Raw genomic sequence first — 25,148 nt, 5'->3', positions numbered from 1 at the left:
TTACTCCGCGTATTCCGCCCGCCTCACGGGTCACGGTGCCCGCACGGACGATCGGAACCGGTCTCGCACCGGAGGTTGTCGGCGCGGGTGAGATATGCCACCGCGATATTCGCGTCCGCCCCGCGAGTCGAACACCACCGATCGAGAGCCATTCAGCGACAACGGCATAGAAACCGCAGGTCAACGGGTTTCCCACGGGTGCATTCAGCTCCGCGGCCCGAGCCCTCGGTTCTGGCAGGATGGGCGCCATGAGGTTTCGCGTCGGTCTGGCCACCGTGGTGTCGGGCGCTTTCGCCCTTTCCGGTGCGTTCCTGCCCGGCGCCGCGACGGCCGCCCCCGGACCGCTACACGCCACACCCGCACGACCCGATACCGGGTCCGCCGAGGACCCCGGCCCGGTAGAGAAGGCCGAACCGATCCCCGCACCACATGCCGCGATCATCGGTGTCGAGCCCGTGAACGAACGCCTGATGCGGGTGTTCGTGGACTCACCGGCCATGCATCGCACGGTCCAGGTGCTGGTGCTGCTCCCCGCGGATCGCAGTGCACCGCGCCCCACCGTCTACATGCTGGACGGCCGCAGCACCCAACCCGACAGCAACAACTGGCTCGACCGCGGGAACGCCGCCCAGTTCTACGCCGACAAACCGGTCAACGTGGTGTTCACCGTCGGCGGGCCCGCCAGCTTCTACACCGACTGGCAGCGCCCCGACCCGGTGCTCGGTGTCAACAAATGGGAAACCTTCCTCACCGACGAGTTGCCCCCGCTGCTGGACGCCGAATTCTCGGGTAACGGTCGCAATGCCGTAATGGGCACCTCCATGGGCGCCGAGGCGGCGATGATGCTCGCCATCCGCAGACCCGATCTGTACTCGGCCGTCGGCGCGCACAGCGGGTGTTTCTCGACCGGTACCGACCTCGGTCAAGCCCAGGCCCGCGTCGTGGTCTCGACCTACAAGGGCGACCCGGAGAACATGTTCGGCGCCCCCGAGGACCCAGCTTGGCTGGCCCATGACGTGACCCTGCACGCCGCCGCACTGCGCGGCAAGGCGCTCTACCTGTCGGTGGGCAGTGGCCGCCCCGGCATCCACGACACTCTGGACAACCCGGAGACCCCCACCAGTGTGGTGATGGGTGGCCCGCTGGAGGCCGCCACCGATTTCTGCACCCGCCGCCTGGCCCAGCGCCTCGACACCCTCCGGATCGACTACACGGCCCACTTCCGCCCGGACGGAACCCACTCGTGGCCGTACTGGGCCGACGAACTGGTCACCTCCTGGCCCACCATCGCCGGTGGGCTCGGAATCGACTGATCCGGCCGTTACGCGCCGCGGGCGAATCGAGCCACGGTTTCCGGATCGCTCGCGAAATTCAGGAACAGATCGTTCTCGTGCGGATCCCCCGCGGTGACCCGTACCCCTTCACCGGCGAAGGGCCGGATGATCACCCCGGCCGCCGCACTCGCCTCCGCGAAGTCGATGGTCGCCGCGCCCAGGGTTATCCACAGGAAGTTCGATTCACTCACCGGCACCCGATAACCGGCTGCCAACAGCGCGGTGCGCATCCGCTCGCGTTCGGCGATCACCGTCTCGGTGCGGTCCAGAAGTTCGGGGCGGGCCTCCAGGGAGGCGATCGCCGCGGCCTGCGCGACCCGGCTCACACTGAACGGGATGTGCACCTTGAGCAGTGCCTCGATCACCTCCGGGGCGCCGACCGCGTACCCCACCCGGAGTCCGGCCAGTCCATAGGCCTTCGAGAAGGTGCGCAGAACAACCACATTCGGCCGATTCCGGGCCAGCTCCACCCCGTCTGGGTGATCACCCGTCATCCGCAGATATTCGTAGTACGCCTCGTCCAGCGCGACCAGGACACCGCCGGGCACTCGGTCCAGGAACCGCTCCAACTCGGCCCGGCCGACGGCGGTACCGGTCGGGTTGTTCGGATTGCATACGAACACCAGGCGGGTCCGGTCGGTGATCGCGGCGGCCAGTGCGTCCAGATCGTGCACTTCGTCGGTCAGCGGCACGGTCACCGCGGTCGCGTTGCCGACCTGGGTGATGATCGGATACGCCTCGAACGAGCGCCACGCGTAGAGCACCTCGTCCGCCGGATCAGCGCAGGTGATCTGCACCAGCTCCTGGCACAACGCCACGCTCCCGCAGCCGACGGCGATATTCGCCGGCTCGACGCCCAGGAACTCCGCGAGCGCCGCCCGCAGTTCGCCGGACTGATTGTCCGGATAGCGGTTGGCCAGTTCCACCGCCTCGGCGATGGCCTTGCTCGCGGCGGGCAGCGGACCGATGGTGGTCTCGTTACTCGCCAGCTTGACCGCGCCGGGATGGCTGCGGCCGGGAACGTATGCCGGAATGAAATCGAGGTCCGGCCGGATGTGCGCGGTCACGTAACGAGCTTAGTTCCGGTCTCGATCGAGCCACGTTCGGGCTGCTCAACTGCTAATTCTCCCCGACCCCCGGATATCGCCCTACGCTGGGAACATGTCGGGCACTTATGACGATATCGCGCTGCTGCGGCGCGCCGAACCGGGAGCGAACGGACACGACCAGGAGCCGACAGGGGCTGCCACCAGCCCGAAAGCCGACGAACATGTGCCCATCACAGTCATCGAACCGGACGGTTTCGCCCGCGGCGGTATCGTGCTTTTGCACGAGGCCCGGGAGTTCACCGGATCGTTGCTGGAATTCATGCGCGCCCTCGCGGGTGAGGGCTGGCTGGTCGTCGCACCGAACCTCTTCCATCGGGCAACCGCGTCGCCGGCCGGGGTGTACGGCGACGAACTCTTCGAGGATTTCGACGCCTGCTTCGACTGGCTCACCCACCGCGGCGTCTTCCCGGACTGCATCGGCGTACTCGGTTTCGACACGGCCGGCACCGCCACCTTCCTGGTGGCCACCAACCGCCCGGTCGGTGCCGCGGTGAGCGTCGGCGCCCCCGGCATCACCGCCCCCGTCACCGACCAGGCCGAAGCACTGGTGGCCGTCGCCCCCCGCCTCCAGGCCCCCTGGCTGGGCTTGTTCGGTGCCGAACCCAACACCTCCGCCGAAGACGTCGACTCGCTCCGCGATGCCACCGCCCGAGCCGCTGTAGCCAGCCTCGTGGTCACCTACCCCGGCCTGCTGCACCGCGCCGACACCCGGGCGGGTGACGAAGACGACACCGACGAACTGGTGGACTCCCGAACCCGCATTTTCGACTGGTTCGACAGCCACCTACGCTGATCATCCAGCGGTTTTGCAGTTTTCCTACAAGCTCAGGTAGCCTTTCTGCTCGGTGGTTCGAAAGGACCGGTGCCCTCGAAGAGAAGGCTCCAGGAGGCGTGCCAGAGCGGCCGAATGGGACTCACTGCTAATGAGTTGTCCCTTCACGGGGACCGGAGGTTCAAATCCTCTCGCCTCCGCCACACTCGGGAAACCGGGTGACAACTGAATAAGTGCATGCGCCCGTAGCTCAACGGATAGAGCATCTGACTACGGATCAGAAGGTTAGGGGTTCGAATCCCTTCGGGCGCACAAAGATCGGCCCCCCACCTGCGAAAGCGGATCGGGGGCCGATCGTCGTTTCGAGTGCATGCACCGGATCTCGATACTTTCACCATACAAACGAGGCGTTACTTTCCGGACCATCCGGACCGGCGGAATTGCCGAACAATCCGGTGAGCGCATCCACCGCCGCCTTCGCGAGAACGACGGTGGATCCGGCGCGAGCCCCCTTTGCGCTCCTCCCGCCGATCCACAGTGTTCCCGGTGACCCTGCCACGGTCCAACGCCGTACCCCCGTCATCGCCGGCGGATCCACCAGCAGATCGACACCAGAGTTACGACCGCGGGACCGCCACGGAGACGATTCTCAGTGGAACGCCGCTGTCAGGAGGATGCCGAGCCCCAGCCCGATCAGCGCTACGCCGGATGCGCGTTCGAGCATCGGGAGCGCGCGAGCGAATCTGGTCAGGACGACGCGGTTGCCGATGAGGACAGAGACGAGCACATCCCAGCCGAGTACGACATTGAACATCCACATGCCGTATGCGACAAGGTGTCCCGTGCTCGCGCCGACCGTGAGAACGGCGGCGAGGCCCGCGTAGAAGAGTGCGTTCTTGGGGTTGAGGGCGGCCGAGGCGAACCCCATCGCGGCAAGTTTCCACCGGCTTCCGGCGGTGCGCGCGGTGCCGCCGGCCGGTGCCGCCTCGATCGAGGCGGCACCGGCCGAGCGCAGCAGGCCCACTCCGAGGTACAGGAGGAAGGCGGCGCCCGCGATCTGGACCGAGGTGAACGCGATACCGCCCGGCCGCAGTATCGACAGGCCCGCGAACGCCGTCGCGATGAAGACGGCGTTCGCGGCCGCGATACCCGCGCACGCGGCGATCGCGCGACGCCATCCATCGGTCATCGAAGTATGCGCGATGAGGAAGAAATCGGGGCCCGGGGACAACAGGGCAAGGAAGTGGGCACCGGCCACGGCAGCGAATTGGTTCATTCTTCCTCTGTGCTCGGACGCGTACGGGACCGAGCCACTGTGCCGGAGTCGCCGCAGCGGTGTCTTGAACGAAATTGCGGGACCGGTGCGCCCGTTTCAGTGGGTGGCGCCGGCCCGGTACTCGCCGGGCGTGACCCCGGTGCGGAGTTTGAAGGTCCGGTGAAAGTGGCTCTGGTCGGCGAAGCCGAGGTCGCCGGCGACCTCGGCCGGGCCGCAGCCCTCGCGGAGCCGGGAGCGCGCTCTGATGATGCGTTCGTTGATCTGCCAGGCGAGGGGAGGCAGCCCGGTGACGGCGCGGAACCGCCGAACCAGCTGGAACCGGCTCAGGCCCGTGTCCACGACCAGGTCGCCGAGGGCGACCTGCATATTCGAGGTGCGGAGGTACTCGAGAATCGGGGCGACGACGGCCACGTCGGACGCACGAGCCCTGGCGCCGGCGACGATATCAGCGGGTGCGGTCAGGATCTCGTCGAGGACGGTGACGAGCAGTTCTTCCTTCTCGCGCGGGTCGGCGCCGGAGAACAGCACCTCGTTGAGGCGGCAGAACGCAGCGTATCCGCCGGGCTCGGGGACGATGCGCACCGGCCGCGGGCTCCGATCGGCCCCCATATCGAGTTCGGGTATGGATTCGGCGAGCCAGGTCTCGTCCACGTGGAGCATCTGGTAGCTCCACCGGCCTTCGACGGGGTTGCAGGCGTGGACTCGGTGGGCGGGGATCACCACAACGCTCCTCGCCGTCAGCTGCAGGGGACCGCCGGGTGCGCCGGTGAACACACTGCGCCCTTCGTCGACCACGCCGATGGACATCGAATCGTGGGAGTGCGGTTTGTAGCAGGAGATCGTGCGGCAGGCCCGCCTGCTCTCGAGAAAAGGCAGCGCAGCGTCGCGCCAGAACTCCGCCTCCACCACGGGTACAAGCCTAAGTCCACCGAGTTCCGCGACCTCCGGTCGCGGGGCCGGGCGCGACTCGAAGATCCCTTACTTCCCCGTACGAACGTCTCAAGCGAGACCACCAGACGTTTCTCACAACACATCTCGAGGTCTTCGATGACAGAGATTCCAGCCCTGCCCGGCCGAGCACCGAACAACCGAGCAATGGCCGCGACGTTGAAACTGCTGCAAGCAGGGAAGACCTGGGTCACCGACGACCCGCGGATCCTGCGGCAGATCGCCGATGGTCTGCGAACTCTCGACCATCACGCCACGCATTGCCGGTCGCAAGCGCCGATACGCGGCTACGCGCATGCGCACCAGATAATGGCGACCCACGCCGCGCACCATTGCCCTCGCTTCGACGCGGCGGCCGAATACGCGGCACAGGCACGGCCGTGAGCGGGACGGCGTCCACGAACAGACGGGCGCTGGTCCTACACCGAACCGATTGCGACAAAGAGGATATCGAGCGCCTCGTCCAGGCCCATCACCTCGATATCGTGTACACAGTCGTCACCGACACAGCGCCCGTACTCGCGGCGCTGATCGCCGTTCATCATCTGCTGGAATCCGATGCCGAAGTAGTTGCGGTTCCCCACCTCACGGAAGACGAGGTGCGGCGGAATCGCTCCTGGATCCTGGTGACCACACTCGCGGACCTGGTGACGACGGCCGGCGTGGTGGAGCGTGAACTGTTCGATCCTGGAGACGCCGTCAGCGATGCTCCGCCTGGCAGCCTTCGATTCTCAACCGATCCGGCTTCGTCCACGGTCTTCGGTCCTCACGACGATAAGCCCCCCGCACCCGAGCTGCCATCTAGTAATAGTTACCCAGGACAACTATGTAACACATCACACATCCTGCTGTATGGACAGGGACCGGGTCGCAGACTGCGCACTCCGACCAACCTGAACAAGGGGAAACCTTGACCCATCAGCCCTACCCACCACATCAGCCCTACGGCGTCCCGCCTCAGCAGCCGCGCAAGAAAGCCAAGTGGCCGTGGCTCATTCCGGTGGGCATCGTCGCACTGTGCGGATTCGGTGGCTGCGTTGCCATCGTCGGCAATTCCGGCAGCGACTCCGATACGACCAGTAGTTCGGCCGGTCCCATCGAGGCGGCGGCCGGGGCGGCGGCCGACTCCGAGACCGCCCCCGCGGGGTCCGCGGTCCGGGACGGCAAGTTCGAGTTCGTGGTCACCGAGGTCGAGACCGGCCTGAAAACGGTGGGCACCAACCCGTATCTACAGAAGGAGGCACAGGGGCAGTACGTCCTCGTGCATACGACGGTCACCAATACCGGCGACCGGCCGCAGTCCTATTTCGGCACGAACCAGACGCTGATCGACAGCCAGGGTCGCGAATTCACCAACGACACCATGGCAGAGGTCAATGTCAACGATTCCGCGATCGTGGGGGCGGATATCAATCCCGGAAACAAGATGGCGGTCGTCATCGCGTTCGATATCCCCGCCGACGCGCAGCCCGCGGCCATCGAGTTCCACGACTCGATGTTCTCGGGCGGGGTCGAAGTCGCGTTGCGGTGAGAGATCTCGGCGACCGGCTGAGCCGCCGCCTCTCCGGATAGGCGGATCACGAGGGAGGCGCCCGCCGGGCGCCTCCCTCTACCGGATACCTCCGGGATCAGGTCGAGGACCGGTTCTCGTTCCGGACCCATCCCTGGGCGATATCACCCAGATTCCACCAGGTGACGTGCCGGGCGTCCACGGATTCCAGCGACCACCCGTCCGCCAGGCGATCGAAGAAGGCGTCGTCACCGGTTCTGCCGCCCTTGGGTTCGCCGACGTAGATCAGGCGCCGGCCACCTCGGGACTCGAACAGTTCGAGGGCGGTCGACGCCATACGATCACCCCAGCCCGGGGGCCAGCACAGGAACAGGACCGAAGCCTCGTTCAGCTCGGCCTCGAATCCGCCGACTCCGCCCACGGGGAACCACACCGCACGGCTCCCGGCGCTCCCCGGGAACGATACGTTCGCCGAGATGTCCGGGGGCGCGGAGTCGAAGGCTGTCACCGGGACACCGCGATCGGCGAGCATCCGCGCCCAATAACCACGACCGGCGCCCAACTCGACCAGCGGATGACCGGCCCCGAACGCCGCGATCCAGTCGAGTGTCTCCGGTGAGGGGATCGCGTAGGCGTAGGCGGCCTGCAGGATGGTCTGGGCGAACCCCAGTCTGACGCTTCCTTTCGCATTGCCGCCGTCGACGACCCGCCGGTCCCCGAGGGCGCCGGTGCCGGGGGCGACGATCTCCCAGTACGGATTGCCCGACTTGGCCTCGCCGCCGGTCATGAAGTGCACGAAACGCAGGTCGAAGGCGGCGTCGGCGTGCGGGTCGCCGGTGCCGTCCAGCAGGGGCGCGGTGGACAGGTACTCGGCGACCTTCGGATACTCCGTCCGCAACCGGGCTTCGTCGTCGAGCAAGGCGGCCAGTTCGGTGCGGCGTTCGGGCGTCAGGACGAGAGCGGTCATACCTGAATTCTCCAGGTCGATGCGCGCTGTTCGCCGATCTCCGCTCACCACGCCATGCCGCGACAGAGCCACCGCCGGATGATCCCGGGCCTCGGAAACCAACGCGCGTCGCGACCACTACGCCTCGCGGGCTACCCCCGTCGAATCCGCGGGTACGGACAGTTCGCGCATCGCCCGGCATATCGTCGCGTGGATCTCGGACTCCTCGGTTGCCTCGTCCGGGTCCCAGGCCGGTTCCGGCGCGTTCTCGATCGCGGGCCCGAACAGCCACCACACATTGCTCCACGGATCGACGAATCGGGCGAGCGAGGAGGCGCCGTAGAACGGTGTCGTCGCGGTGATCACCCGCGATCCCCGGGCGGCGGCCCGCCGCAGTATCTCGTCGCAATCGGATACGTTGACCTGCAGCAGTGCGGGCGTGAACACCCAGTCCGGTTTCGAATCCACGATCATCAGGCACGAATCCCCGATCCGGACCTCCGCGTGGATCAGCAGACCGTCGGTATCGACGGCGTGCGCCTCCGGGGTCTCGCGCCCGTCGAATACCGCGCCGAGGAATTCGATGAAGGCCCGGGCACCGCCGGGGCCTTTGACCGCGGCGAACGCGTTGAGGCTTCCGTATCCGTTGCCGAGGTCCGAGATGGGATCGATCAGCGGTGTTGTCGTCATGCCCGCGAGCTTGGCACCCGCACAGGTCAGAACCCGACCTCATTCGGCGGAGTGTCCCGCAGGCGGGATGCCTTCAGGTCTCGGCGGTGACGATGGGAACCACGTAGGCGCGAGCGAATTCGGCCAGCTGCTCGTCGGATTCCAAGGGCACCAGGCCGGAAGGGCAGAGGATGAACGAATGCACCAGGCGGCACACCACTTCCGCGCGGGTCAGCAGGTCGGCGGGTTCGATGAACAGGCCGGAATCCGCGGCGCGGCACAGGGCGGTGTGGGCGGCCGCCACCGACATGGCGAAGACCGGGCCGCCCTCTACCGTCAACTTCTCCAGGATTCGTTCCGGTTCGACGGTGAGCATGCGCTTGACCAGGACATGTTCCCGCCACCGTGTGATGACTGTCACAAAAATATCGGCGACCAGATCCGCCAGAGTCTCGTGCCGGGTGGAGATGGCGTCGACCTCCGTGAGGACCGCGGCTACCTCCCGGCTCACGACCGCCTGCACCACATCGTCGCGGGAGCCGACGCGGCGATATATGGTGACGCGGTCGACGCCGGCCTGCCGGGCGATGTCTTCGATGGTCGTCTTCTTCACGCCGAACTCGCTGAATCTGATCAACGCCGCGTCCAGAATGCGAGCCTCGATACCGTCCTGCAGCCCGGGTGACGATGTGTACGCGGCGGACATGCAGCTAACGCTAGCAAGTACGGCGTGATTGCAAACACCTATCGGGCACTCGCAATATTGCAACATTGCTATTAATTATGTTGCGATGTACATTCGCCGAATGGTGCAGACCAGCCAAGCAGCCGCTTGTTTCCATCTGGTGCGTCGCATGTCTCGACTATCGGGAGACAACTGATGGGCACCCAGGTACCGGCGCGCGGTCTCCAGATGATCGGCACGGCCGTGGACGTCTGCCGTTCGATATTCGTCGCCCACCGGCCGGCTTCGCTACTGCCGCACTCGAAGGTGCTCTGGCACAGTGGATTCAATCGCAGACTCGTAGTCGCCGCGATCCGGCGCAAAGCTGTCGATGTGGTGACCGTAATCCTGGTGGATCCCGACGGCGATCCACTTCCGGCCTGGTTACCGGGCGCTCACCTGGAACTCTCGTTGCCGTCGGGTCGCCGGCGTCAGTACTCGCTGTGCGGAGATCCCCGAGACCGCTCCGCCTACCGGATCGCCGTCCGGCTCATGCCGCACGGCAAGGGTGGCTCGATCGAAATCCACGAAAGCCTGCGCAGCGGTGACACACTCCGGGCCCACGGACCTCGGCACACCTTCCCCTTCATCGACGCGCCCGAATACCTCTTCGTCGCGGGCGGTATGGGTATCACCCCGATCCTGCCCATGGCGCAGGCCGCCGGGCGGCGCGGCACCCTCGTCTATACCGGGCGCAGCCGGGATGCGATGCCCTTCCTGGACCGGGTCCCCGACGCGGTCGTCCGGCCGGACGACGAGTTCGGAACTCCGAATATGGAGGAGATCCTCGCTCGCGCGAACCCGGGTGCGGCCGTGTACGTCTGCGGTCCCTCTCTGATGCAGCAAGCCGCCGCGCGCGCCCTGCCGCGGGTGAATCCCGGTTGCACACTGCATCTGGAACGCTTCCCGGCTACCCGGGCCACCCCGGATCCGGACGCGGTAGCCTCCCGGCCGAGCCACTGACCGACGAGCGCGACCGGGAGTGGTCGAGCAGCGGACCGCGGGTTCCACAGAATCCGGCAGAGCGAGACCGGCCGGCCCGGCTACCGCAGGCAAAAGAAAAGCCCCTCACCTGTGTGAGCAGGTAAAGGGCTGTGGCGGTGGCGGAGGGATTTGAACCCTCGGAGGGGGGTTACCCCTCACACGCTTTCGAGGCGTGCTCCTTAGGCCGCTCGGACACGCCACCGCCCGCAAGAATACCGGACCGTCCTCGTATCCCTAAATCGGGGGCCGGACCTGCGAATCTCCCGGACGACCCGCTCCAGCGCCACCGCCGACGAATTGCGCACCGGGTGCCCGGACAGCATTCGGCCCGCTGCCGGTCACGCATTCGGCGCGGTGGCCGACGAACGCTCAGCGTCGGGCCCTGACGAACTCTCAGCGTCGGGCCCGGAAGAAGTCGTCGAGGATCGCCGCGCATTCCGCCTCCAGGATTCCGCCACGCACCTGGGGGCGATGGTTGAGACGCCGATCACGGACCACATCCCACAGCGAACCGACCGCGCCCGTCTTCGGCTCCCACGCCCCGAAAAGCAACCGGTCCACCCGGGCCGCGACCAGCGCCCCGGCGCACATGGTGCACGGTTCCAGGGTTACCGCGAGAGTGGTGCCGGTGAGCCGCCAGCCGTCGCCGTGTATCGCGGCGGCACGGCGCAGAGCCAGCACCTCGGCGTGCGCGGTGGGGTCACCGGTGGCCTCGCGCGCATTGGTGGCGCGAGCCAGTTCGCGGCCCGAACCGTCGAACACGACCGCCCCCACGGGAACATCGCGCGGGTCGGCGGTGGCGGCGACGGCCAGAGCCGTCCGCACCATCTCGGTATCGGAGAGCGGGGCGCTCAACTCAGCGCGGCAGTTTGTCGAGCACCGCGGAGAACTCCGACGAGAAGCCCAGCCGCTGGGCGATCATCGTGAGCTGCTCGTCGGGGTAGAGATCGGTTTCGGTGAGGATCACGCTGAGTACCGGTTCGGAAAGACCCAGATCGGCCAGGATGGCGAGGTCGCCCTCTTCCCACGGTTCGACATCGTCGAGCTCGTCGGGATCGATATCGGGGATCTCGATATGCAGTTCCTCGAGAACATCGGCGGCGATGTCGTAATCGATCGCCGCGGTCGCGTCCGACACCAGCAGCCGGGTGCCGCTGGGGGCGGGACGGACCACGATGAAGAACTCGTCGTCGACGTCCAGGAGCCCGAAGACCGCGCCGGAGGAACGCAGAGCTTTCAGCTCGTTCTCCGCCGCCGACAGGGTGGTGAGCGCGGCCGAACTCAGCGGGGTGCACCGCCACGTACCGTCTTCCCGGACAACGGCCACCGCGAACCCCTCTACGTCGTCGTAATCATCCGACGCCGCCTTGTTCGTGCCCGCGCGCTGTGCTGCCATGGGCGCAACGGTAGTCGGCCCGGGGCCGTTAGATGAAGTCGTATGCGAATCTGTTCCGGTGACTGCTGACGACCATACGGCGCTCTGTGTTCTCGGGACTGGTTTGATCGGCGGATCGCTGCTGCGTGCAGCGACCGTAGCCGGTTGGACCGCCTGGGGGTACAACCGCTCCGCGCCGGGCGTGGCGGCGGCCCGGACCTCGGGTTTCGATGTCGGCGACGATCTCCCGGCAGTACTGCGCCGGGCCGCCGAGAACGACGCGCTGATCGTGGTGGCGGTGCCGATGCCGGCGGTGAACGCGATGCTGGACGCGATCGCCGAGTACGCGCCGGGTTGCGCGCTCACCGATGTGGTGAGTGTGAAGGCCCCTGTCGCCGCGGCGGTACGCCGATACGGCCTGCAGGCTCGCTACGTGGGCGGGCATCCGATGGCGGGTACCGCCGAATCGGGCTGGCAGGCAACCGATCCGGAACTGTTCCGCGAGGCGGCGTGGGCGGTGGGGGTCGATCCGGGAACGGACCCGGACACCTGGGCACGGGTGACCCGGCTGGCCCTGGACTGCGGTGCCGTGGCCGTACCGGTGATCGCCTCCGAACACGATCGCGCCGTGGCCCGGATCTCGCATCTACCGCACGTCCTCGCCGAAGCGCTGGCGGTGGCGGGCGCGCGCGGCGGGGACCTCGCGCTGGGACTGGCGGCGGGGTCGTTCCGGGACGGCACCCGGGTCGCGGGGACCGCGCCCGACCTGGTGCGCGCGATCTGCGAACCCAACTCCGACGCGCTGCTGGCGGTCCTGGACGAGACCCTGACCACGCTGAGCGAGGCCAAGAAGTCCCTGAGCTCGGATACCTCGCTCGCCGAGCTCACCACGGCGGGTCACGCGGCTCGCCGGCGCTACGAATCGGCGCAGCGCTGGGAGATCACCGGGATCGTCCCCGGCGCGGCGGGCTGGCTGGAGAAACTGCAGGAGGCGGGCCGTGCGGGCGGGGTCGTCACCCACCTCACACCCGCGACCGGAAGCGACTGATCCCCGCTCAGACCCGCTCGGCCAAACCGGGATAGTCGAGAACGAAACCGTCGGGGTCGACGGTGAGGGTGGCGCTGGACACCGGCGAGAGAACGCTGATCCCGTCTTTGGCGCTGCTGTAGGTGAGATCGGCCTCCTGGACCGTCAACTCCGGCAACCGGACGTAGACCACCGGGACCTGGACATCCTCCATGGCGTGCTGGAGCCCGAACCGGCGGATGGGCAGGGTGTTGAAGAACGGGCTGAGCACCACATCGGCGTCCAGCGCGCCACCGAAGGTGGACCGGATATGGGTGCCGGTGGCATCGACCAGCCAGTAGTTCTCCTGGTCCCGGGCGAGGGAGGCGTGCCGTTCCCCCGCTGCGGTGGTACTGCTCAACGACAGCCGCCTGGTCGCGCCGTTCTCGTCGGTGACCAGATCATAGGAGGCGCTGAACGCGGTGTGCTCGCCACAACCACCGCCGATGATGCGGCCGCTGGCCCGGATCCGGTTGCCGTTGAGCGTTACGCGAACCGATTCCATCCGCGAACCGTCGTGCGCGCGCCAGGTCAGCACGGCGGGCCACCGCCCGGGCACCGGCGTCACGGCCGGACCGGGGGTTACGTCGCTCGATTGCGTCACGTGTCCACCGTACGCAACAGTCGTGCCCGCCGCGCCCGAGCGCGGGTCGCGCCCGCCCGACCGCCGAATCCCCGATACCGGTCCTCAGTCGCGCGACTCCGCGCGGAGCCGCACCACAGCCCTGACGAAATCCGGGTGCGCCGACACGATGAGCTGTTCGGTCGTATCCGTCGACCCGAAACCGATCACCGAGACCAGCTCTCGACTGCTGTTCTGGCGGAGACGGAGGGATTTGAACCCCCGGTCGCTCTCACGACTCTCGCTTTCAAGGCGAGTGCATTCGGCCGCTCTGCCACGTCTCCAGGGCCTCGATGGTAACCGATGGGACCGGTGGCGACCGAAAGCCGACTACCGGTCACAAGGTGGCCGTCCGCTCGCTCAGCGTGGGACCGCGAGCAGCTCACGAGTAATGCCGGCGAGATCGGCGCATCCGGAAAGGCCCATGGCGGAATCGAAATCGGCGAGCAGCAGGCGCAGCGCGTGCCGGACTCCCACGGCGCCGCCGATACCGAGCGCATATGCCCAGGGCCGGCCGTAGCCCACCGCCTTGGCGCCCAGGGCGAGGGCGACCAGGACGTCGGAGCCGGAGCGGACGCCGGAGTCGAAGAGCACATCGGCCCTGTCCCCGACCGCGCCGACGACCGACCCGAGCGCGTCGAGCGCCGCGATCGAATTGTCGACCTGCCGACCGCCGTGGTTGCTCACCCATACCGCGTCCGCGCCGGCATCGACCACCAGCCGGGCGTCATCGGGGTGCAGGACGCCTTTGACCGCGATCGGCAGATCGGTCCATTCTCGTAATCTGGCCAGGTCGGCCGGGCGCAGCGTGTGGTTGCCGAACAAGCCGACCCAGGTGAGGATCGCTATCCGCAGGGCGTCCTCGCTCTCCTCCGGTGGTGCCGGCAGCTTGGCCCGGAAGACCGGGTCGGACAGATAGTTGGCAATGCCTTTGCCCAGGAGGAAGGGCAGATGCCCCAGTTCGAGGTCGCGCGGCCGCCAGCCGAGGGAGGGGGTGTCGACGGTGACCACGATCGCCTTCGCCCCGGCCCGCTGCGCGCGCTCCACGAACGAGCGCGCCAGCTCGTCGTCGGCGGGCCAGTACAGCTGATACCACCAGTCGCCAGCGACCTCGCCCACCTCCTCGATGGTCGACGAGGACGCGGTGGACACGACGGTGCCCACCCCGAGCTCCTTGGCGGCCCGCGCGACCACGACCTCGCCTTTCTCGTGCAGCAGTTCCAACACCCCGACCGGCGAGGTCAGCACCGGTGCGGCCAGTTTGGTGCCGAGCACCTCGACGGAAGTGTCACGTGCGCCCGGCCCACTGGTACCGCAGAGCATGCGCGGCACGATCCGGTACCGATCGAACGCCGAGGTGTTGGCCAGAGCCGTCCGTTCGGTGGACGCGCTACCGGCTACATAGGCGTAGGCGCGTGCGTCGAGCAACTCCCGGGCCCGGTCCGCGAAACCGTCCGCGGTCATCGGCAGCTCGGGGACCGTCCCGCCCATTCCCTGGAGGTAGATCTCGTTCTGGAAGTCGATGAAGCTGCTCACGGCGCTCACGGTAGCCGTGTCCGGCACGTCGCGGGCACCCACTGCGCAAATTCTGATGCAGTATGGGTCCCGTGCGAGCGATCAACTTGAACGGATTCGGCGGCCCCGAAGTGATGGAGTGGTCCGGCGCCCCGGACCCGGCACCCGGACACGGCGAGGTACTGATCGATGTGGCGGCGGCCGGGGTGAACCGGGCCGATCTGCTCCAGCGGCGCGGGTTCTACGCACCCCCGCCGGGGACCACCTCCGTACCGGGGCTCGAATGCTCGGGTGTGATCGCGGCGGTCGGCGAGGGCGTCCGGGAGTGGTCGGTCGGTGACCGGGTGTGCGCGCTGCTGTCCGGCGGCGGATACGCCGAGCAGGTGGTGGTGCCGGCCGGGCAGGTATTACCGGTCCCGGACGGTCTGGATCTGGCGGCGGCCGCGGGGCTGCCCGAGGTCGCGGCGACGGTCTGGTCGAATCTGGTGATGACCGCGGGCCTGCATTCCGGGCAGTTGCTGCTGATCCACGGTGGGGGCAGCGGGATCGGCACACATGCCATCCAGGTGGCGGTGCAACTGGGCGCCCGGGTCGCGGTGACAGCCGGGTCCGCCGCGAAACTGGCGCGCTGCGCGGAACTGGGCGCGAACGTACTGATCAACTATCGGGAACACGATTTCGTGGACCTGGTACGCGCCGAACAAGGCCTGGGCGGACCGGGCGCCGACATCATCCTCGACAACATGGGTGCCGCCTACCTGGGCCGCAATGTGGCGGCGCTGGCACTCGACGGCCAGATCGTGGTGATCGGCATGCAGGGCGGAGTGAGTGCCGAACTGAACCTGGGTGAGCTCATGGGCAAACGCGGGACGGTGCGCGCGATCAAACTGCGCGACCGTCCGGCCACGGGTCGCGGCAGCAAGGCCGATATCATCGCCGAGGTCCGCGCGCATGTCTGGCCACTGCTGGAGGCAGGAGCGATCGTGCCGGTGATCCATGCCGAGGTCCCGGTGACCGAGGCGGGCCGGGCGCACGAACTGCTCGACGAGCACGAGACGTTCGGCAAGGTGATCCTGCGGATCGGGAACGACGGCACGAGCTAGGCGGAAGCGGAGCGCAGGGCCCTCACTCCAGCCCATCGGAACCGGGGCGAGCCGGTCAGCCGAGCGCGGTCAGGGCTCGGCCGAGCTGATCGATTTCCCGGCGAGTCGTGTACGGCGCGAGACCGATGGTCACCGCGCCGCCTTCGTCGTTCACACCCAGAGCGTCCAGTAACCGGCTGCCGCCGTGCGAACCGGCCAATACATTGATGCGCTTATCGGCCAGTTCGGCGGCGATCTTCTCCGCCTGCATACCGTCGATGGTGAAACTGACCGTCGGGATCCGGGTCGAGGCCCGGCCGATCACGGTGAGCCCGGTGATCTTCTCCAGGGTGCTCATCAAATGGTCGAACAGCTGGTCGTGGTAATCCTGCAGCGAGGTGATCGACAGCTCCAACCGCTCCCGGCGGGTGCCCCCGGCCCGTTCGTCCAGCGCGGCCAGATAGTCGATCGAGGTGGTGAGCCCGGCCAGCAGCGCGTACTGGTGGCCACCGACCTCGAGCCGTTCAGGCCCCTTGGCATACGGGTTCAACGCCATGGACGGGATCCGGTCCAGGAAGGCGGGGTCACGGAAGACGAGCGCGCCGACCTGCGGACCACCCCAGCTCGGTGCACTCAACGCCACCACATCGGCGTTCAGGTCATCGATACCGATCAGGGCGTAAGGCGCGGCGCCGACCGCGTCGGCGACCAGCAACCCGCCGACCTCGTGCACCCGTTCGGCCGCCACCCGCACCGAGGGCGCCGAACCCACGATCGGGGACGCCGCGGTGAGCGCGACCAGCCGCGCGGTGGGTCCGATGAGCTCCTCGAACTGCCAGGCCGGCATCTCGCAGGTCTCGATCTCCACCTCGGCCCAGCGCACATGCGCCCCGTACCGGTTGGCTATGCGCAGCCAGGGCGCCACATTCGCTTCGTCGTCCAGCCTGGACAACACGATCCCGGTACCCAGGCCCAGCCGGGAACTCAGGGATTCGGCGAGCCAGGCCAGCAGGACGGCGCGATCCGGCCCCAGCACCACCCCGCTCGGGTCCGCCCCGACCAGATCCGCCACGGCTACCCGGGCGTCGTGCAGGATATCGGCGCTGCGTTTGGCGGCACCGTGGCGGCCGAGGTGGGAGAACGACGACGAGCGGAAACCGGTGGACACCGCGCGCGAGACAGAATCCGGAACAAGCATGCCCGCCTGCGGAGCCAGGTTGATCCAGCCGTCGGCCAGGGAGGGGATCAGTCCCCGGACCCGCGCGACGTCGTAAGTCATGCAGGTCACTTTAAGGCAGGGCCCATATCTCGGTAACCCTGGTACAGCCGATTTCACCGGGCACGAGCGAGGTCCCTGCGTCGTCGGGCTCCACTTCCGCCTCCGGGCCCGACCTCGTCACCACCACCGGCTTAGCGCGTTCGGCGCGAACACGACATGATGGGGACCATGACGCAATCGGATGACGCATCGGATCCCGTTGTCGTGATCGGCCCCGAAGGCCGTCCGTTGGTGCTGCCCGCGGGCGCCGCGACGAGCGCGTCGTACCCCGGCCGGGAGACCCCCGAGCAGGATGCGACCGAGCGCGACAACTCCGAGTCGCTGGCCGATATGGTCGAACAGCCGGCCAAGGTCATGCGCATCGGGACCATGATCAAACAGCTGCTCGAGGAGGTACGGGCGGCTCCGCTCGACGACGCCAGCCGGACCCGGCTGGCCGAGATCCACAAATCCTCGATACGGGAACTGGAACAGGGCCTGGCACCGGAGCTGCGCGAGGAACTCGAGCGGCTGGCCCTGCCGTTCAGCGAGGACGCCATCCCCTCGGACGCGGAACTGCGTATCGCGCAGGCGCAGCTGGTGGGTTGGCTGGAGGGCCTCTTCCACGGTATCCAGACCGCCCTGTTCGCCCAGCAGATGGCCGCACGGGCGCAGCTCGAGCAGATGCGCCAGGGTGCCCTGCCACCGGGTATCCACGCCGCCGACGGTCGCGGCGGGCAGCCGGGCCAGACCATCGGAGGCACCGGACAATACCTTTGATCGCGGTGGTATATATGCCAGCGCTACCGGGACTCACCGGCCGGGGTAGTGTCGTGCACCGTGCCTGCAGCTTCCGCTCGCTCCGACCTGGTAAACACCGAGGCCCGGGAGAGCACCGACGAGAGCCCGGTGCGCCCCGACCACGACCCCGCCGCAGATGAGTTGCCCGTGAGTTCCGAGCAGACCCCGGTCGCCGACGCCGACACCACCGAGGTGATCGACGCGGACCCCATCGAATCGGATTCGCAGTCGTGGGCCCGAGCCTGGCGCGATATCCGCGACGGGTTCCGGCAACGCGAACTGTGGCTCTCGCTGGGCTGGCAGGACATCAAACAGCGCTACCGGCGGTCGGTACTGGGTCCGTTCTGGATCACCATCGCCACCGGTGTACAGGCCACCGCCATCGGTATCCTGTACGCCGCGCTACTCGGCCAGCCGCTCACCGACTATCTGCCCTATGTCGCGGTCGGCCTGATCGTGTGGAACGTCATCAACGCCTCGATCCTCGAGGGCGCGGATGTCTTCGTCGCCAACGAGGGACTGATCAAACAGCTGCCCTCCGCGCTGAGTGTGCACGTGTACCGGCTGGTGTGGCGGCAGATCCTGTTCTTCGCGCACAACCTGCTGATCTATTTCGTGGTGCTGGCGCTGTTCGGTGTCTGGCGCGATCTGCACTGGACTGTCGTTTTCGCGATACCGGCCCTGGTTCTGCTGTTCCTCAACGCCATGTGGGTCTCGGTACTGTTCGGCATCTTCAGCACCCGCTACCGCGATATCGCGCCGATCCTGGGCAGTATGACGCTGATGCTGTTCGTGCTGACCCCGGTGATGTGGAACACCAACAGCCTGCGCGAGCAGGGTGGTCAGGTCGCCGAGCGGGCTCGGCTGGCCGAGGTGGTACCCACCTACCACTATCTGGAGATCGTGCGCGCGCCGCTGCTCGGCGACGACCAGAAGCTGTACCACTGGGCGATCGTCGGTGCCATCACCGTGGTGGGCTGGATCGCCGCGGCGATCGCGTTGCGTCAGTACCGTTCGCGCGTGCCCTACTGGGTTTAGGAGTCAGGCGATCATGAGTGATCACGTGAGTATCGAAACCCGCAAGGCGTGGGTGGAGTTCCCGATCTTCGACGCGAAGTCCCGGTCGCTGAAGAAGGCGTTCCTGGGCAAGGCGGGCGGTTCGATCGGCCGCAATCAGTCCGATGTCGTCGTGGTCGAGGCGCTGCGCGATATCAACCTGTCGCTGAAGGAGGGCGACCGGGTGGGCCTGGTCGGCCACAACGGCGCGGGTAAGTCCACGCTGCTGCGGCTGCTGTCCGGGATCTACGAGCCCTCGCGCGGCAGTGCCCGGATCCGCGGACGGGTGGCGCCGGTGTTCGATCTCGGGGTCGGGATGGACCCGGAGATCTCCGGCTACGAGAACATCATCATCCGCGGCCTGTTCCTGGGACAGACCCGGAAGCAGATGCTGGCCAAGATCGACGAGATCGCCGATTTCACCGAACTCGGCGAATACCTGGCCATGCCGTTGCGCACCTATTCGACCGGTATGCGGGTGCGGCTGGCGATGGGCGTGGTGACCTCCATCGACCCGGAGATCCTGCTGCTCGACGAGGGGATCGGCGCGGTCGACGCGGAGTTCATGAAGAAAGCGCGAATCCGGTTGCAGGAACTGGTCGCCCGATCGGGCATCCTGGTGTTCGCCAGCCATTCCAACGAATTCCTGGCCCAGCTCTGCGATACCGCGATGTGGATCGATCACGGCCAGATCCGGTTGCGCGGCGGGATCGAAGAGGTCGTGCGAGCCTACGAGGGTCCGGACGCGGGTAATCATGTGGCGACGGTCCTGCGGGAGATCGAGGCCGAGAAGTCCGGCCGGGGCGCCGACGAATCAGCACAGCGGTCGGCCGACGGCGAACGAGAACTGGAGAACAACACAGCATGAGCGAGTCAGGCCCGGACGCGGAAGCGAAGCGCGACCACGCAGGGCCTTCGACCGTGCCCGACGAACACAGCACGAGCGAGTCGGGCCCCGAGACCGAAGCGAAGCGCGACCACGCAGCGCCTTCGACCGTGCCCGACGAACACAGCACGAGCGAGTCGGGCCCCGAGACCGAAGCGAAGCATGACCAGGTAGAACCCTCGCTCGGACCCGATCCGCACAGCACGGGCGGACCCGGGCGTCCGGCTTCGGATCCCTCGCGAGAGCACAACGCGGGCGACGCGGTTCTGCCCGAGGTCGAGTACGGACCGGACGCCAAGATCGTCGCCGTGGTGGTGACGCACAAGCGACGCGATCTGCTCGCCGAATCGCTGAAGGCGGTCGCCACGCAGTCGCGGGCCGTCGATCACCTGATCGTGATCGATAACGGCAACGAAGCCGAAGTGGCCGAACTCGTGGCCGATCAGCCGATCGAGACCACCTATCTCGGTTCGGCGCACAATCTGGGCGGGGCGGGCGGTTTCGCGCTGGGCATGCTGCACGCGCTGAGCCTCGGTGCCGACTGGGTGTGGCTGGCCGACGACGACGGGCGGCCCGAAGGCCCCGAAGTGCTGGCCACCCTGTTCGATTGCGCGCGCCGCCACGAACTGGTGGAGGTCTCACCGGTCGTCTGCGATATCGACGAACCGGACCAGCTGGCGTTCCCGCTGCGCCGCGGCGTGGTGTGGCGGCGGTTGCGTTCCGAGCTCGGCGGCGAGGACTTCCTGCCCGGGATCGCCTCGTTGTTCAACGGCGCCCTGATCTCCGCGCAGGCGGTGGATGTGATCGGTGTACCGGATCTGCGGCTGTTCGTACGCGGGGACGAGGTCGAGGTGCACCGTCGGCTGGTGCGCTCGGGATTGCCCTTCGGTACCTGCCTGCAAACGGCGTATCTACACCCCAACGGCGCGGCGGAGTTCAAGCCGATCCTCGGTGGCCGGATGCACACCCAGTACCCGGACGATCCGGTGAAGCGGTACTTCACCTACCGCAACCGCGGGTACCTGATGTCGCAGCCCGGGATGCGAAAGCTGCTGCCCCAGGAATGGATTCGTTTCTCCTGGTTCTTCCTGGTGACCCGCCGCGATCCGGCCGGGTTGCGCGAGTGGTTCCATCTGCGCAGCCTCGGCCGCAACGAACAGTTCCAGAAACCGGAATAGCCCGGCGGCTCGCGCGGGCGGCCGATCGATCACCCACCGGACAACCAGGGTTGACGGTCGATGCGAGAGTTTCCTCCCCGCCAGGTAAGTTCGGCTGACAATCTGCATGATTCGGGAGGAGATCGATGAGTTACCCCGGCGGTCAGCCGCCACAAGGTCAGCCCGCACCCGGCCAGTTCCCGCCGCCGCAACAGCAGTACGCGCCGGCACCGAACCCGGGTGGGCAGCCACAGTACCCAGGGGGGCCGCAGGGCGGCCCGCAGCCGTGGGGCGCGCCGCCCCCGGGGCAGCCGCCACAGGGCTACGGTCAGCCTCCCGCGCAACCGCAGCAGTACGGGAGCGGCCCGTACCCGCAGCCGACCGGGCAGCCACCCGCCCAGTTCGGGCAGCCGGGCCCCTACGGTCAGCAGCCGCAGGCCGCGCCCAACGATCCGCCGGGTATCACGGTGGATTGTTCCTACACCCCGATGGCGTTCCTGCTCGCGATCACCAAACCCAAGATCACCGTGAACGGGCAGCGGGTGCCGAACACCCGCTGGGGCGCCAACCATATTCCGGTGGGTGCCGGTCAGTACCACGTGCGGGTCGCCACGCCGTGGCTGTTCGATATGGGTCCGGCCGATGTCGCGGTACCGGTCCAGCCCGGCCAGGCGGTCCGGTACTACTACCGGACACCGGCGCTGATCTTCCTCAACGGAGCGATCGGCCCGGTACCGCAGAAAACTCCCGGCATGGTGGTCATGTACGTGATCTGGGCGTTCGTCGCCCTGATCTTCCTGTTGAACATCATCTTGATGCTCTCCACGATGTGAGTCGGCGGTCCGCGCGCGGCGGGGCGTCTACGCCCGGCCGCGCGCGGATCCCGGCCGGTCCGGCTGCGGCACGGCAACGGTCACGAGCCCTGCGCCGGCCCGCGGCACATTGCTCCGGTGGCCGGCCGGTACTCCGCCCGATACCGGGCCGCCGGGCTGCGCGGCCCCTGGGCAAGCCCGCACCTGTTGCCTACGCTCGAAACGCAATGCCGACCGCACGCCGGCGGGCGGCGGCCGCGACTACAGGAGGGCAGGCAATGACAGCTACCGGAGACACACCGCTGAGCGGCCGGACGATGATCATGTCCGGTGGCAGCCGCGGTATCGGGCTGGAGATCGCCAAACGGGCGGCCGCCGACGGTGCGAACATCACATTGATCGCCAAGACCGATCAGCCCCACCCCAAACTGCCGGGCACCATCCACACCGCGGCCGCGGAACTGGAGGAAGCCGGGGGAACCGTACTGCCGTTCGTCGGCGATGTGCGGATCGACGATTCGGTCGCCGAGGCGGTCCGGCTCACGACCGAACGGTTCGGCGGTATCGATATCGTGGTCAACAACGCGTCCGCCATCGATCTGTCGCCCACCGATTCGCTGGCGATGAAGAAATACGATCTCATGCAGGACATCAACTGCCGTGGCAGCTTCCTGCTGTCGAAGCTGTGCATTCCGGCGTTGCGCGAATCGGCCGGTGCCGGGCGCAATCCGCATATCCTGACGCTCTCGCCGCCGCTGAACCTGGATCCGAAATGGGCGGGGTCCTCGCTCGGCTACACCATCGCCAAGTACGGGATGTCGCTGACCACGCTGGGGCTGGCCGAAGAACTGAAATCCGCCGGTGTCGGGGTCAATTCGCTCTGGCCCCGCACCACCATCGCCACCGCCGCGGTGCAGAACCTGCTCGGCGGGGAGGAGATGGTCCGCACCTCGCGGACCCCGGACATCTATGCCGACGCCGCTTACCTGGTGCTCACCTCACCGGCCACGGAAACCACCGGCAATTTCTTCCTCGACGACGAAGTGCTCGCCGCCCACGGCATCACCGACCTGGACAAATACCGGGTGACGCCGGGCGACGAGCCACTCACCACCGACCTGTTCCTCTGAGATCGGCGACGGGCCACGCCGGACGCGCCGGCGTGGCCCACCACGTACGTACCGCCCGGCTCAGCGCGGGTCGGAATCGATCCCGTAGAGCCGCTCCCAGTTCTCGCGGCTGGTGAGTTCGGCGTGCGCGGCGCGGTAGCGCTGCTGTAGGTCCGGCAGTTCCTTGTACAGCCGGCGCAGCACCCGCACCGTACGCAGTAGCAGGGCCCGTGCGGTGGCCTTGTCACGCTTGCGGACCCGGACCCCGGATTGCGAGGCGTCGGTGACCACCACGTGGTCGAACAGCGATACATGCCACCAGTGCGCGTCCTCACGGGTGATCCCGACGAGCCCGGGCTGGACCCGGCCGGTCCACTGCTGGATAGCCCGTTTGATCAGCACCGCCAGCAGGCGGCTGGGCTCGCCGCCGGCGCGGCGCACCCGGATCTCGGAGGAGTCCACCGGCGGCGTCGCCGCGGGATGCTTCACGGTCTCGGTGTAGTCGGAGCGGCTGGTGCGGGCTCTTTTCAGCGGCTCGATACCGCCGTCACGCAGGATCGACGGACCCGATAGGAAGTCCTCGATGCCCTGCAGCGTGGTGTGCGCGAGCCCGTACTGCATGCCGACCAGATATTCGGAGATATTGCGGAGGAGCTGCCGGGTGACCGTGCTCGGATTCAGATCCGCGTGCATCGCGCTGACGATCAGCGAGTTGCGGGTGCTGAAGTAGCGCGCCCAGTCGTCGAAGTCCTTCCAGTAGAAGTCCGCGTGCCAGACAGCCGCGTTGGGCAGCGTGACGGTGACGAACCCGTGTTCGCGGGCGCGGACCCCGTATTCGACATCGTCCCACTGGAAGAAGATCGGCAGCGGGAGCCCGATCTTCTTCACTACCTCGGCCGGGATGAGGCAGGTCCACCAGGCGTTGTAGCCGGCGTCGACCCGGCGTTCCTGGTTCTTCTTCAGCATGCTGGTGTTGCGCAGCGCCTTGGGCACCTTCTGGCCGTGCATCAGCCGGTGCAGGTGCACGTCCTCGGCGCCGACATTGAGGTAGTCGGGATTGAGCAGGAACAGCATCTGCGCGCCGACCAGTGTCGGTTCCACGGTCAGGTTGGCGAAGGCCTGCAACCGCAGCACGGTTTCGGGTTCGCAGAGGATATCGTCGTCCATGAGGATCACGTCGGCGTGTTCGTTGGCCGCGGACACCTCGTACAGTCCACGGGTGAAACCGCCCGCGCCGCCCAGATTGGGCTGGCGGATATAGCGCAGTTTCTCCCCGAACATCGACCGGGTGGCCTGGTACAGCGGCCGGTTCTCCACCAGATCGGTGCCCTGGTCCACCACGTACACGGCGTCGAGCGAGCCGAGAACGGTCGGGTCGGAGGCCAGCGCGGCGATGGTCTCGGCGCAGTCCTGGGCGCGGTTGAAGGTGCAGATGGCGATGGCGACCGGGCGCACGGTCTCGGGAGCGGTAGCGGTCCAGGTGAGCTCGGAGATCTCCAGATCGCCCCCGACCGCCTCGAACTCCATCCACAGCGCGCCGCCGTCGACGAACTGGTCCAGCGGCGCGGTCAGCGTCAACGGACCGCTGGCGGTGACCTCGGCAGTGCCGACGATCCGGCGGTGTCCGGCGATATCGGAGGCCACGATCCGCACTCTGGCGTGCTTTCCGACCTGCAGGACCATCCTGGCCTGCACCTCGGTGACCACGGTCCAGCGCTGCCAGTAGCTGGCCGCGAAACGCCCGAAGTAGGTATTGGTGTGCGCGGTCGATCCCTTGTCCAGGCTCAGGGTCATCCGGTCGCGGGTGGCACGGCCCTTGACCACCGCATACAGCTCGTCGCTGATCTTCGCCGAGGGCCCGGTGAAGATGCCCCGGGCGAGCACCAGTCTCTGCGGCGCCCGGTGGTGTTCGGCGCGCAGCGACTCCGGCGCGACCGCAGCATGATCGTTCGTCTCGGTAACGGCCTGCATAGCCGACTGGTCCATGAAGTCCTCGAAATCCTCAATATTTAGCGCATGAGCGAGACCGGCGATCGGTCCGCGTACTGACGCGGAGGCCGAAACGCAGGCGAAGGTATCGCACTTCCGCCTCCGGGCCTGACTCGTTCATGCTGTGCCGACGGGACAGACATGTCCC

Annotated in this window: 26 protein-coding genes and 4 tRNA genes; 15 read left to right on the top strand and 15 right to left on the bottom strand. The window is 67.5% G+C overall.

Features of this window, described 5'->3' with window-relative positions:
* Positions 1-248 precede the first annotated feature (248 nt).
* Positions 249-1,313, top strand: a complete 1,065-nt coding sequence (locus IEY68_RS29685; RefSeq protein ID WP_058854760.1) for an alpha/beta hydrolase — start codon at positions 249-251, stop codon at positions 1,311-1,313.
* Between the two features lie 8 nt (positions 1,314-1,321).
* Here IEY68_RS29685 and hisC read toward each other — a convergent pair whose 3' ends face one another.
* Positions 1,322-2,401 (bottom strand): histidinol-phosphate transaminase, encoded by a 1,080-nt coding sequence (gene hisC, locus IEY68_RS29680; RefSeq protein ID WP_058854761.1) that lies wholly within the window; start codon positions 2,399-2,401, stop codon positions 1,322-1,324.
* A gap of 94 nt (positions 2,402-2,495) precedes the next feature.
* On the opposite strand from hisC, the gene IEY68_RS29675 reads away from it, so the two are divergent.
* The 3 genes from IEY68_RS29675 to IEY68_RS29665 all read left to right on the top strand — a co-directional run bounded on the left by IEY68_RS29675 (position 2,496) and on the right by IEY68_RS29665 (position 3,527).
* A complete protein-coding gene (locus IEY68_RS29675) occupies positions 2,496-3,236 on the top strand; it encodes a dienelactone hydrolase family protein (RefSeq protein WP_058854762.1) in 741 nt (246 codons plus the stop codon).
* A 92-nt stretch (positions 3,237-3,328) separates the two neighbouring features.
* Positions 3,329-3,418: transfer RNA gene (locus IEY68_RS29670), tRNA-Ser, on the top strand.
* Between the two features lie 36 nt (positions 3,419-3,454).
* A tRNA-Arg gene (locus IEY68_RS29665) sits at positions 3,455-3,527 on the top strand.
* 337 nt (positions 3,528-3,864) lie between these two features.
* Here the strand turns inward: IEY68_RS29665 and IEY68_RS29660 are convergent.
* Positions 3,865-4,491 (bottom strand): LysE family translocator, encoded by a 627-nt coding sequence (locus tag IEY68_RS29660; protein ID WP_058854763.1) that lies wholly within the window; start codon positions 4,489-4,491, stop codon positions 3,865-3,867.
* 96 nt (positions 4,492-4,587) lie between these two features.
* Complete coding sequence (locus IEY68_RS29655; RefSeq protein ID WP_058854764.1) at positions 4,588-5,400, bottom strand: helix-turn-helix domain-containing protein; 813 nt, start codon at positions 5,398-5,400, stop codon at positions 4,588-4,590.
* A gap of 138 nt (positions 5,401-5,538) precedes the next feature.
* On the opposite strand from IEY68_RS29655, the gene IEY68_RS29650 reads away from it, so the two are divergent.
* A complete protein-coding gene (locus IEY68_RS29650) occupies positions 5,539-5,823 on the top strand; it encodes a hypothetical protein (RefSeq protein ID WP_156426159.1) in 285 nt (94 codons plus the stop codon).
* A gap of 35 nt (positions 5,824-5,858) precedes the next feature.
* On the opposite strand, the gene IEY68_RS29645 is transcribed toward IEY68_RS29650, so the two are convergent.
* On the bottom strand, positions 5,859-6,023 hold the full coding sequence (locus tag IEY68_RS29645) for a hypothetical protein (RefSeq protein ID WP_156426160.1): 165 nt from the start codon (positions 6,021-6,023) through the stop codon (positions 5,859-5,861).
* 326 nt (positions 6,024-6,349) lie between these two features.
* Between IEY68_RS29645 and IEY68_RS29640 the strand changes: the two genes are divergently transcribed.
* Positions 6,350-6,970, top strand: a complete 621-nt coding sequence (locus tag IEY68_RS29640; protein ID WP_058854766.1) for a DUF4352 domain-containing protein — start codon at positions 6,350-6,352, stop codon at positions 6,968-6,970.
* Positions 6,971-7,067: 97 nt separating this feature from the next.
* On the opposite strand, the gene IEY68_RS29635 is transcribed toward IEY68_RS29640, so the two are convergent.
* From IEY68_RS29635 to IEY68_RS29625, 3 genes are all read right to left on the bottom strand, one after another.
* Positions 7,068-7,916, bottom strand: a complete 849-nt coding sequence (locus IEY68_RS29635; protein WP_058854767.1) for a class I SAM-dependent methyltransferase — start codon at positions 7,914-7,916, stop codon at positions 7,068-7,070.
* Positions 7,917-8,033: 117 nt separating this feature from the next.
* Positions 8,034-8,585, bottom strand: coding sequence for a VOC family protein (locus IEY68_RS29630; protein ID WP_229719115.1), 552 nt, complete (start codon positions 8,583-8,585; stop codon positions 8,034-8,036).
* Positions 8,586-8,658: 73 nt separating this feature from the next.
* Positions 8,659-9,270 carry a TetR/AcrR family transcriptional regulator gene (locus IEY68_RS29625; RefSeq protein ID WP_058854768.1) on the bottom strand — a complete coding sequence of 204 codons (612 nt, stop codon included), beginning with the start codon at positions 9,268-9,270 and terminating at the stop codon, positions 8,659-8,661.
* Between the two features lie 174 nt (positions 9,271-9,444).
* Here IEY68_RS29625 and IEY68_RS29620 point away from each other — a divergent pair, with 174 nt between their 5' ends.
* Positions 9,445-10,251: a ferredoxin reductase gene (locus IEY68_RS29620; protein ID WP_058854769.1), complete on the top strand. Its 807-nt coding sequence runs from the start codon at positions 9,445-9,447 to the stop codon at positions 10,249-10,251.
* A gap of 132 nt (positions 10,252-10,383) precedes the next feature.
* On the opposite strand, the gene IEY68_RS29615 is transcribed toward IEY68_RS29620, so the two are convergent.
* From IEY68_RS29615 to IEY68_RS29605, 3 genes are all read right to left on the bottom strand, one after another.
* Positions 10,384-10,474 (bottom strand) — tRNA-Ser (locus IEY68_RS29615).
* Positions 10,475-10,665: 191 nt separating this feature from the next.
* Entirely contained in the window at positions 10,666-11,100 is a 435-nt protein-coding gene (locus IEY68_RS29610; protein ID WP_058854795.1) for a nucleoside deaminase, read from the bottom strand.
* 28 nt (positions 11,101-11,128) lie between these two features.
* A complete protein-coding gene (locus IEY68_RS29605) occupies positions 11,129-11,668 on the bottom strand; it encodes a tRNA adenosine deaminase-associated protein (RefSeq protein WP_058854770.1) in 540 nt (179 codons plus the stop codon).
* A 58-nt stretch (positions 11,669-11,726) separates the two neighbouring features.
* Between IEY68_RS29605 and IEY68_RS29600 the strand changes: the two genes are divergently transcribed.
* Complete coding sequence (locus tag IEY68_RS29600) at positions 11,727-12,695, top strand: prephenate dehydrogenase (RefSeq protein ID WP_229719114.1); 969 nt, start codon at positions 11,727-11,729, stop codon at positions 12,693-12,695.
* Positions 12,696-12,702: 7 nt separating this feature from the next.
* On the opposite strand, the gene IEY68_RS29595 is transcribed toward IEY68_RS29600, so the two are convergent.
* The 3 genes from IEY68_RS29595 to IEY68_RS29585 form a co-directional block, all read right to left on the bottom strand.
* Entirely contained in the window at positions 12,703-13,317 is a 615-nt protein-coding gene (locus IEY68_RS29595; RefSeq protein WP_267886573.1) for a putative glycolipid-binding domain-containing protein, read from the bottom strand.
* 214 nt (positions 13,318-13,531) lie between these two features.
* Positions 13,532-13,619, bottom strand: a tRNA-Ser gene (locus IEY68_RS29590).
* 76 nt (positions 13,620-13,695) lie between these two features.
* Complete coding sequence (locus tag IEY68_RS29585; protein ID WP_058854797.1) at positions 13,696-14,871, bottom strand: alpha-hydroxy-acid oxidizing protein; 1,176 nt, start codon at positions 14,869-14,871, stop codon at positions 13,696-13,698.
* Between the two features lie 71 nt (positions 14,872-14,942).
* Here IEY68_RS29585 and IEY68_RS29580 point away from each other — a divergent pair, with 71 nt between their 5' ends.
* Entirely contained in the window at positions 14,943-15,953 is a 1,011-nt protein-coding gene (locus IEY68_RS29580; protein WP_058854798.1) for an NAD(P)H-quinone oxidoreductase, read from the top strand.
* Between the two features lie 55 nt (positions 15,954-16,008).
* Here IEY68_RS29580 and IEY68_RS29575 read toward each other — a convergent pair whose 3' ends face one another.
* Entirely contained in the window at positions 16,009-17,211 is a 1,203-nt protein-coding gene (locus IEY68_RS29575; protein ID WP_058854772.1) for a cysteine desulfurase-like protein, read from the bottom strand.
* A gap of 168 nt (positions 17,212-17,379) precedes the next feature.
* Between IEY68_RS29575 and IEY68_RS29570 the strand changes: the two genes are divergently transcribed.
* From IEY68_RS29570 to IEY68_RS29545, 6 genes are all read left to right on the top strand, one after another.
* Complete coding sequence (locus IEY68_RS29570; RefSeq protein WP_156426161.1) at positions 17,380-17,970, top strand: bacterial proteasome activator family protein; 591 nt, start codon at positions 17,380-17,382, stop codon at positions 17,968-17,970.
* A 168-nt stretch (positions 17,971-18,138) separates the two neighbouring features.
* Entirely contained in the window at positions 18,139-19,029 is an 891-nt protein-coding gene (gene wzm / locus IEY68_RS29565) for a galactan export ABC transporter permease subunit Wzm/RfbD (RefSeq protein ID WP_082681328.1), read from the top strand.
* Positions 19,030-19,042: 13 nt separating this feature from the next.
* Entirely contained in the window at positions 19,043-19,915 is an 873-nt protein-coding gene (gene wzt / locus IEY68_RS29560; protein WP_058854773.1) for a galactan export ABC transporter ATP-binding subunit Wzt/RfbE, read from the top strand.
* Positions 19,916-20,199: 284 nt separating this feature from the next.
* Positions 20,200-21,111, top strand: a complete 912-nt coding sequence (glfT1, locus tag IEY68_RS29555; protein WP_058854801.1) for a galactofuranosyltransferase GlfT1 — start codon at positions 20,200-20,202, stop codon at positions 21,109-21,111.
* Between the two features lie 125 nt (positions 21,112-21,236).
* On the top strand, positions 21,237-21,923 hold the full coding sequence (locus IEY68_RS36500) for a hypothetical protein (RefSeq protein WP_229719113.1): 687 nt from the start codon (positions 21,237-21,239) through the stop codon (positions 21,921-21,923).
* A gap of 257 nt (positions 21,924-22,180) precedes the next feature.
* Positions 22,181-23,032: an SDR family oxidoreductase gene (locus IEY68_RS29545; RefSeq protein ID WP_058854774.1), complete on the top strand. Its 852-nt coding sequence runs from the start codon at positions 22,181-22,183 to the stop codon at positions 23,030-23,032.
* A gap of 60 nt (positions 23,033-23,092) precedes the next feature.
* On the opposite strand, the gene IEY68_RS29540 is transcribed toward IEY68_RS29545, so the two are convergent.
* The gene (locus IEY68_RS29540) at positions 23,093-24,997 is read right to left on the bottom strand and encodes a glycosyltransferase (protein ID WP_058854775.1); all 1,905 of its coding nucleotides are present in this window, start codon (positions 24,995-24,997) and stop codon (positions 23,093-23,095) included.
* Between the last annotated feature and the right edge of the window lie 151 nt (positions 24,998-25,148).

The organism is Nocardia jinanensis (assembly GCF_014645735.1).
In the GTDB taxonomy this organism is placed as follows: Bacteria; Actinomycetota; Actinomycetes; order Mycobacteriales; family Mycobacteriaceae; genus Nocardia; species Nocardia jinanensis.
The sequence above is the reverse complement of the archived record's forward strand: the minus strand, read 5'-3'. Positions and strand labels throughout refer to the sequence as shown.

Excerpts from the sequence above, each read along its gene's own strand:
- IEY68_RS29685 (WP_058854760.1), top strand. The coding sequence starts at position 249 with ATGAGGTTTCGCGTCGGTCTGGCCACCGTGGTGTCGGGCGCTTTCGCC.
- IEY68_RS29675 (WP_058854762.1), top strand. The coding sequence starts at position 2,496 with ATGTCGGGCACTTATGACGATATCGCGCTGCTGCGGCGCGCCGAACCG.
- IEY68_RS29660 (WP_058854763.1), bottom strand. The coding sequence starts at position 4,491 with ATGAACCAATTCGCTGCCGTGGCCGGTGCCCACTTCCTTGCCCTGTTG.
- IEY68_RS29650 (WP_156426159.1), top strand. The coding sequence starts at position 5,539 with ATGACAGAGATTCCAGCCCTGCCCGGCCGAGCACCGAACAACCGAGCA.
- IEY68_RS29635 (WP_058854767.1), bottom strand. The coding sequence starts at position 7,916 with ATGACCGCTCTCGTCCTGACGCCCGAACGCCGCACCGAACTGGCCGCC.
- IEY68_RS29630 (WP_229719115.1), bottom strand. The coding sequence starts at position 8,585 with ATGACGACAACACCGCTGATCGATCCCATCTCGGACCTCGGCAACGGA.
- IEY68_RS29625 (WP_058854768.1), bottom strand. The coding sequence starts at position 9,270 with ATGTCCGCCGCGTACACATCGTCACCCGGGCTGCAGGACGGTATCGAG.
- IEY68_RS29620 (WP_058854769.1), top strand. The coding sequence starts at position 9,445 with ATGGGCACCCAGGTACCGGCGCGCGGTCTCCAGATGATCGGCACGGCC.
- IEY68_RS29610 (WP_058854795.1), bottom strand. The coding sequence starts at position 11,100 with ATGGTGCGGACGGCTCTGGCCGTCGCCGCCACCGCCGACCCGCGCGAT.
- IEY68_RS29605 (WP_058854770.1), bottom strand. The coding sequence starts at position 11,668 with ATGGCAGCACAGCGCGCGGGCACGAACAAGGCGGCGTCGGATGATTAC.
- IEY68_RS29575 (WP_058854772.1), bottom strand. The coding sequence starts at position 17,211 with ATGACTTACGACGTCGCGCGGGTCCGGGGACTGATCCCCTCCCTGGCC.
- IEY68_RS29570 (WP_156426161.1), top strand. The coding sequence starts at position 17,380 with ATGACGCAATCGGATGACGCATCGGATCCCGTTGTCGTGATCGGCCCC.
- wzt (WP_058854773.1), top strand. The coding sequence starts at position 19,043 with ATGAGTGATCACGTGAGTATCGAAACCCGCAAGGCGTGGGTGGAGTTC.
- IEY68_RS36500 (WP_229719113.1), top strand. The coding sequence starts at position 21,237 with ATGAGTTACCCCGGCGGTCAGCCGCCACAAGGTCAGCCCGCACCCGGC.
- IEY68_RS29545 (WP_058854774.1), top strand. The coding sequence starts at position 22,181 with ATGACAGCTACCGGAGACACACCGCTGAGCGGCCGGACGATGATCATG.
- IEY68_RS29540 (WP_058854775.1), bottom strand. The coding sequence starts at position 24,997 with ATGGACCAGTCGGCTATGCAGGCCGTTACCGAGACGAACGATCATGCT.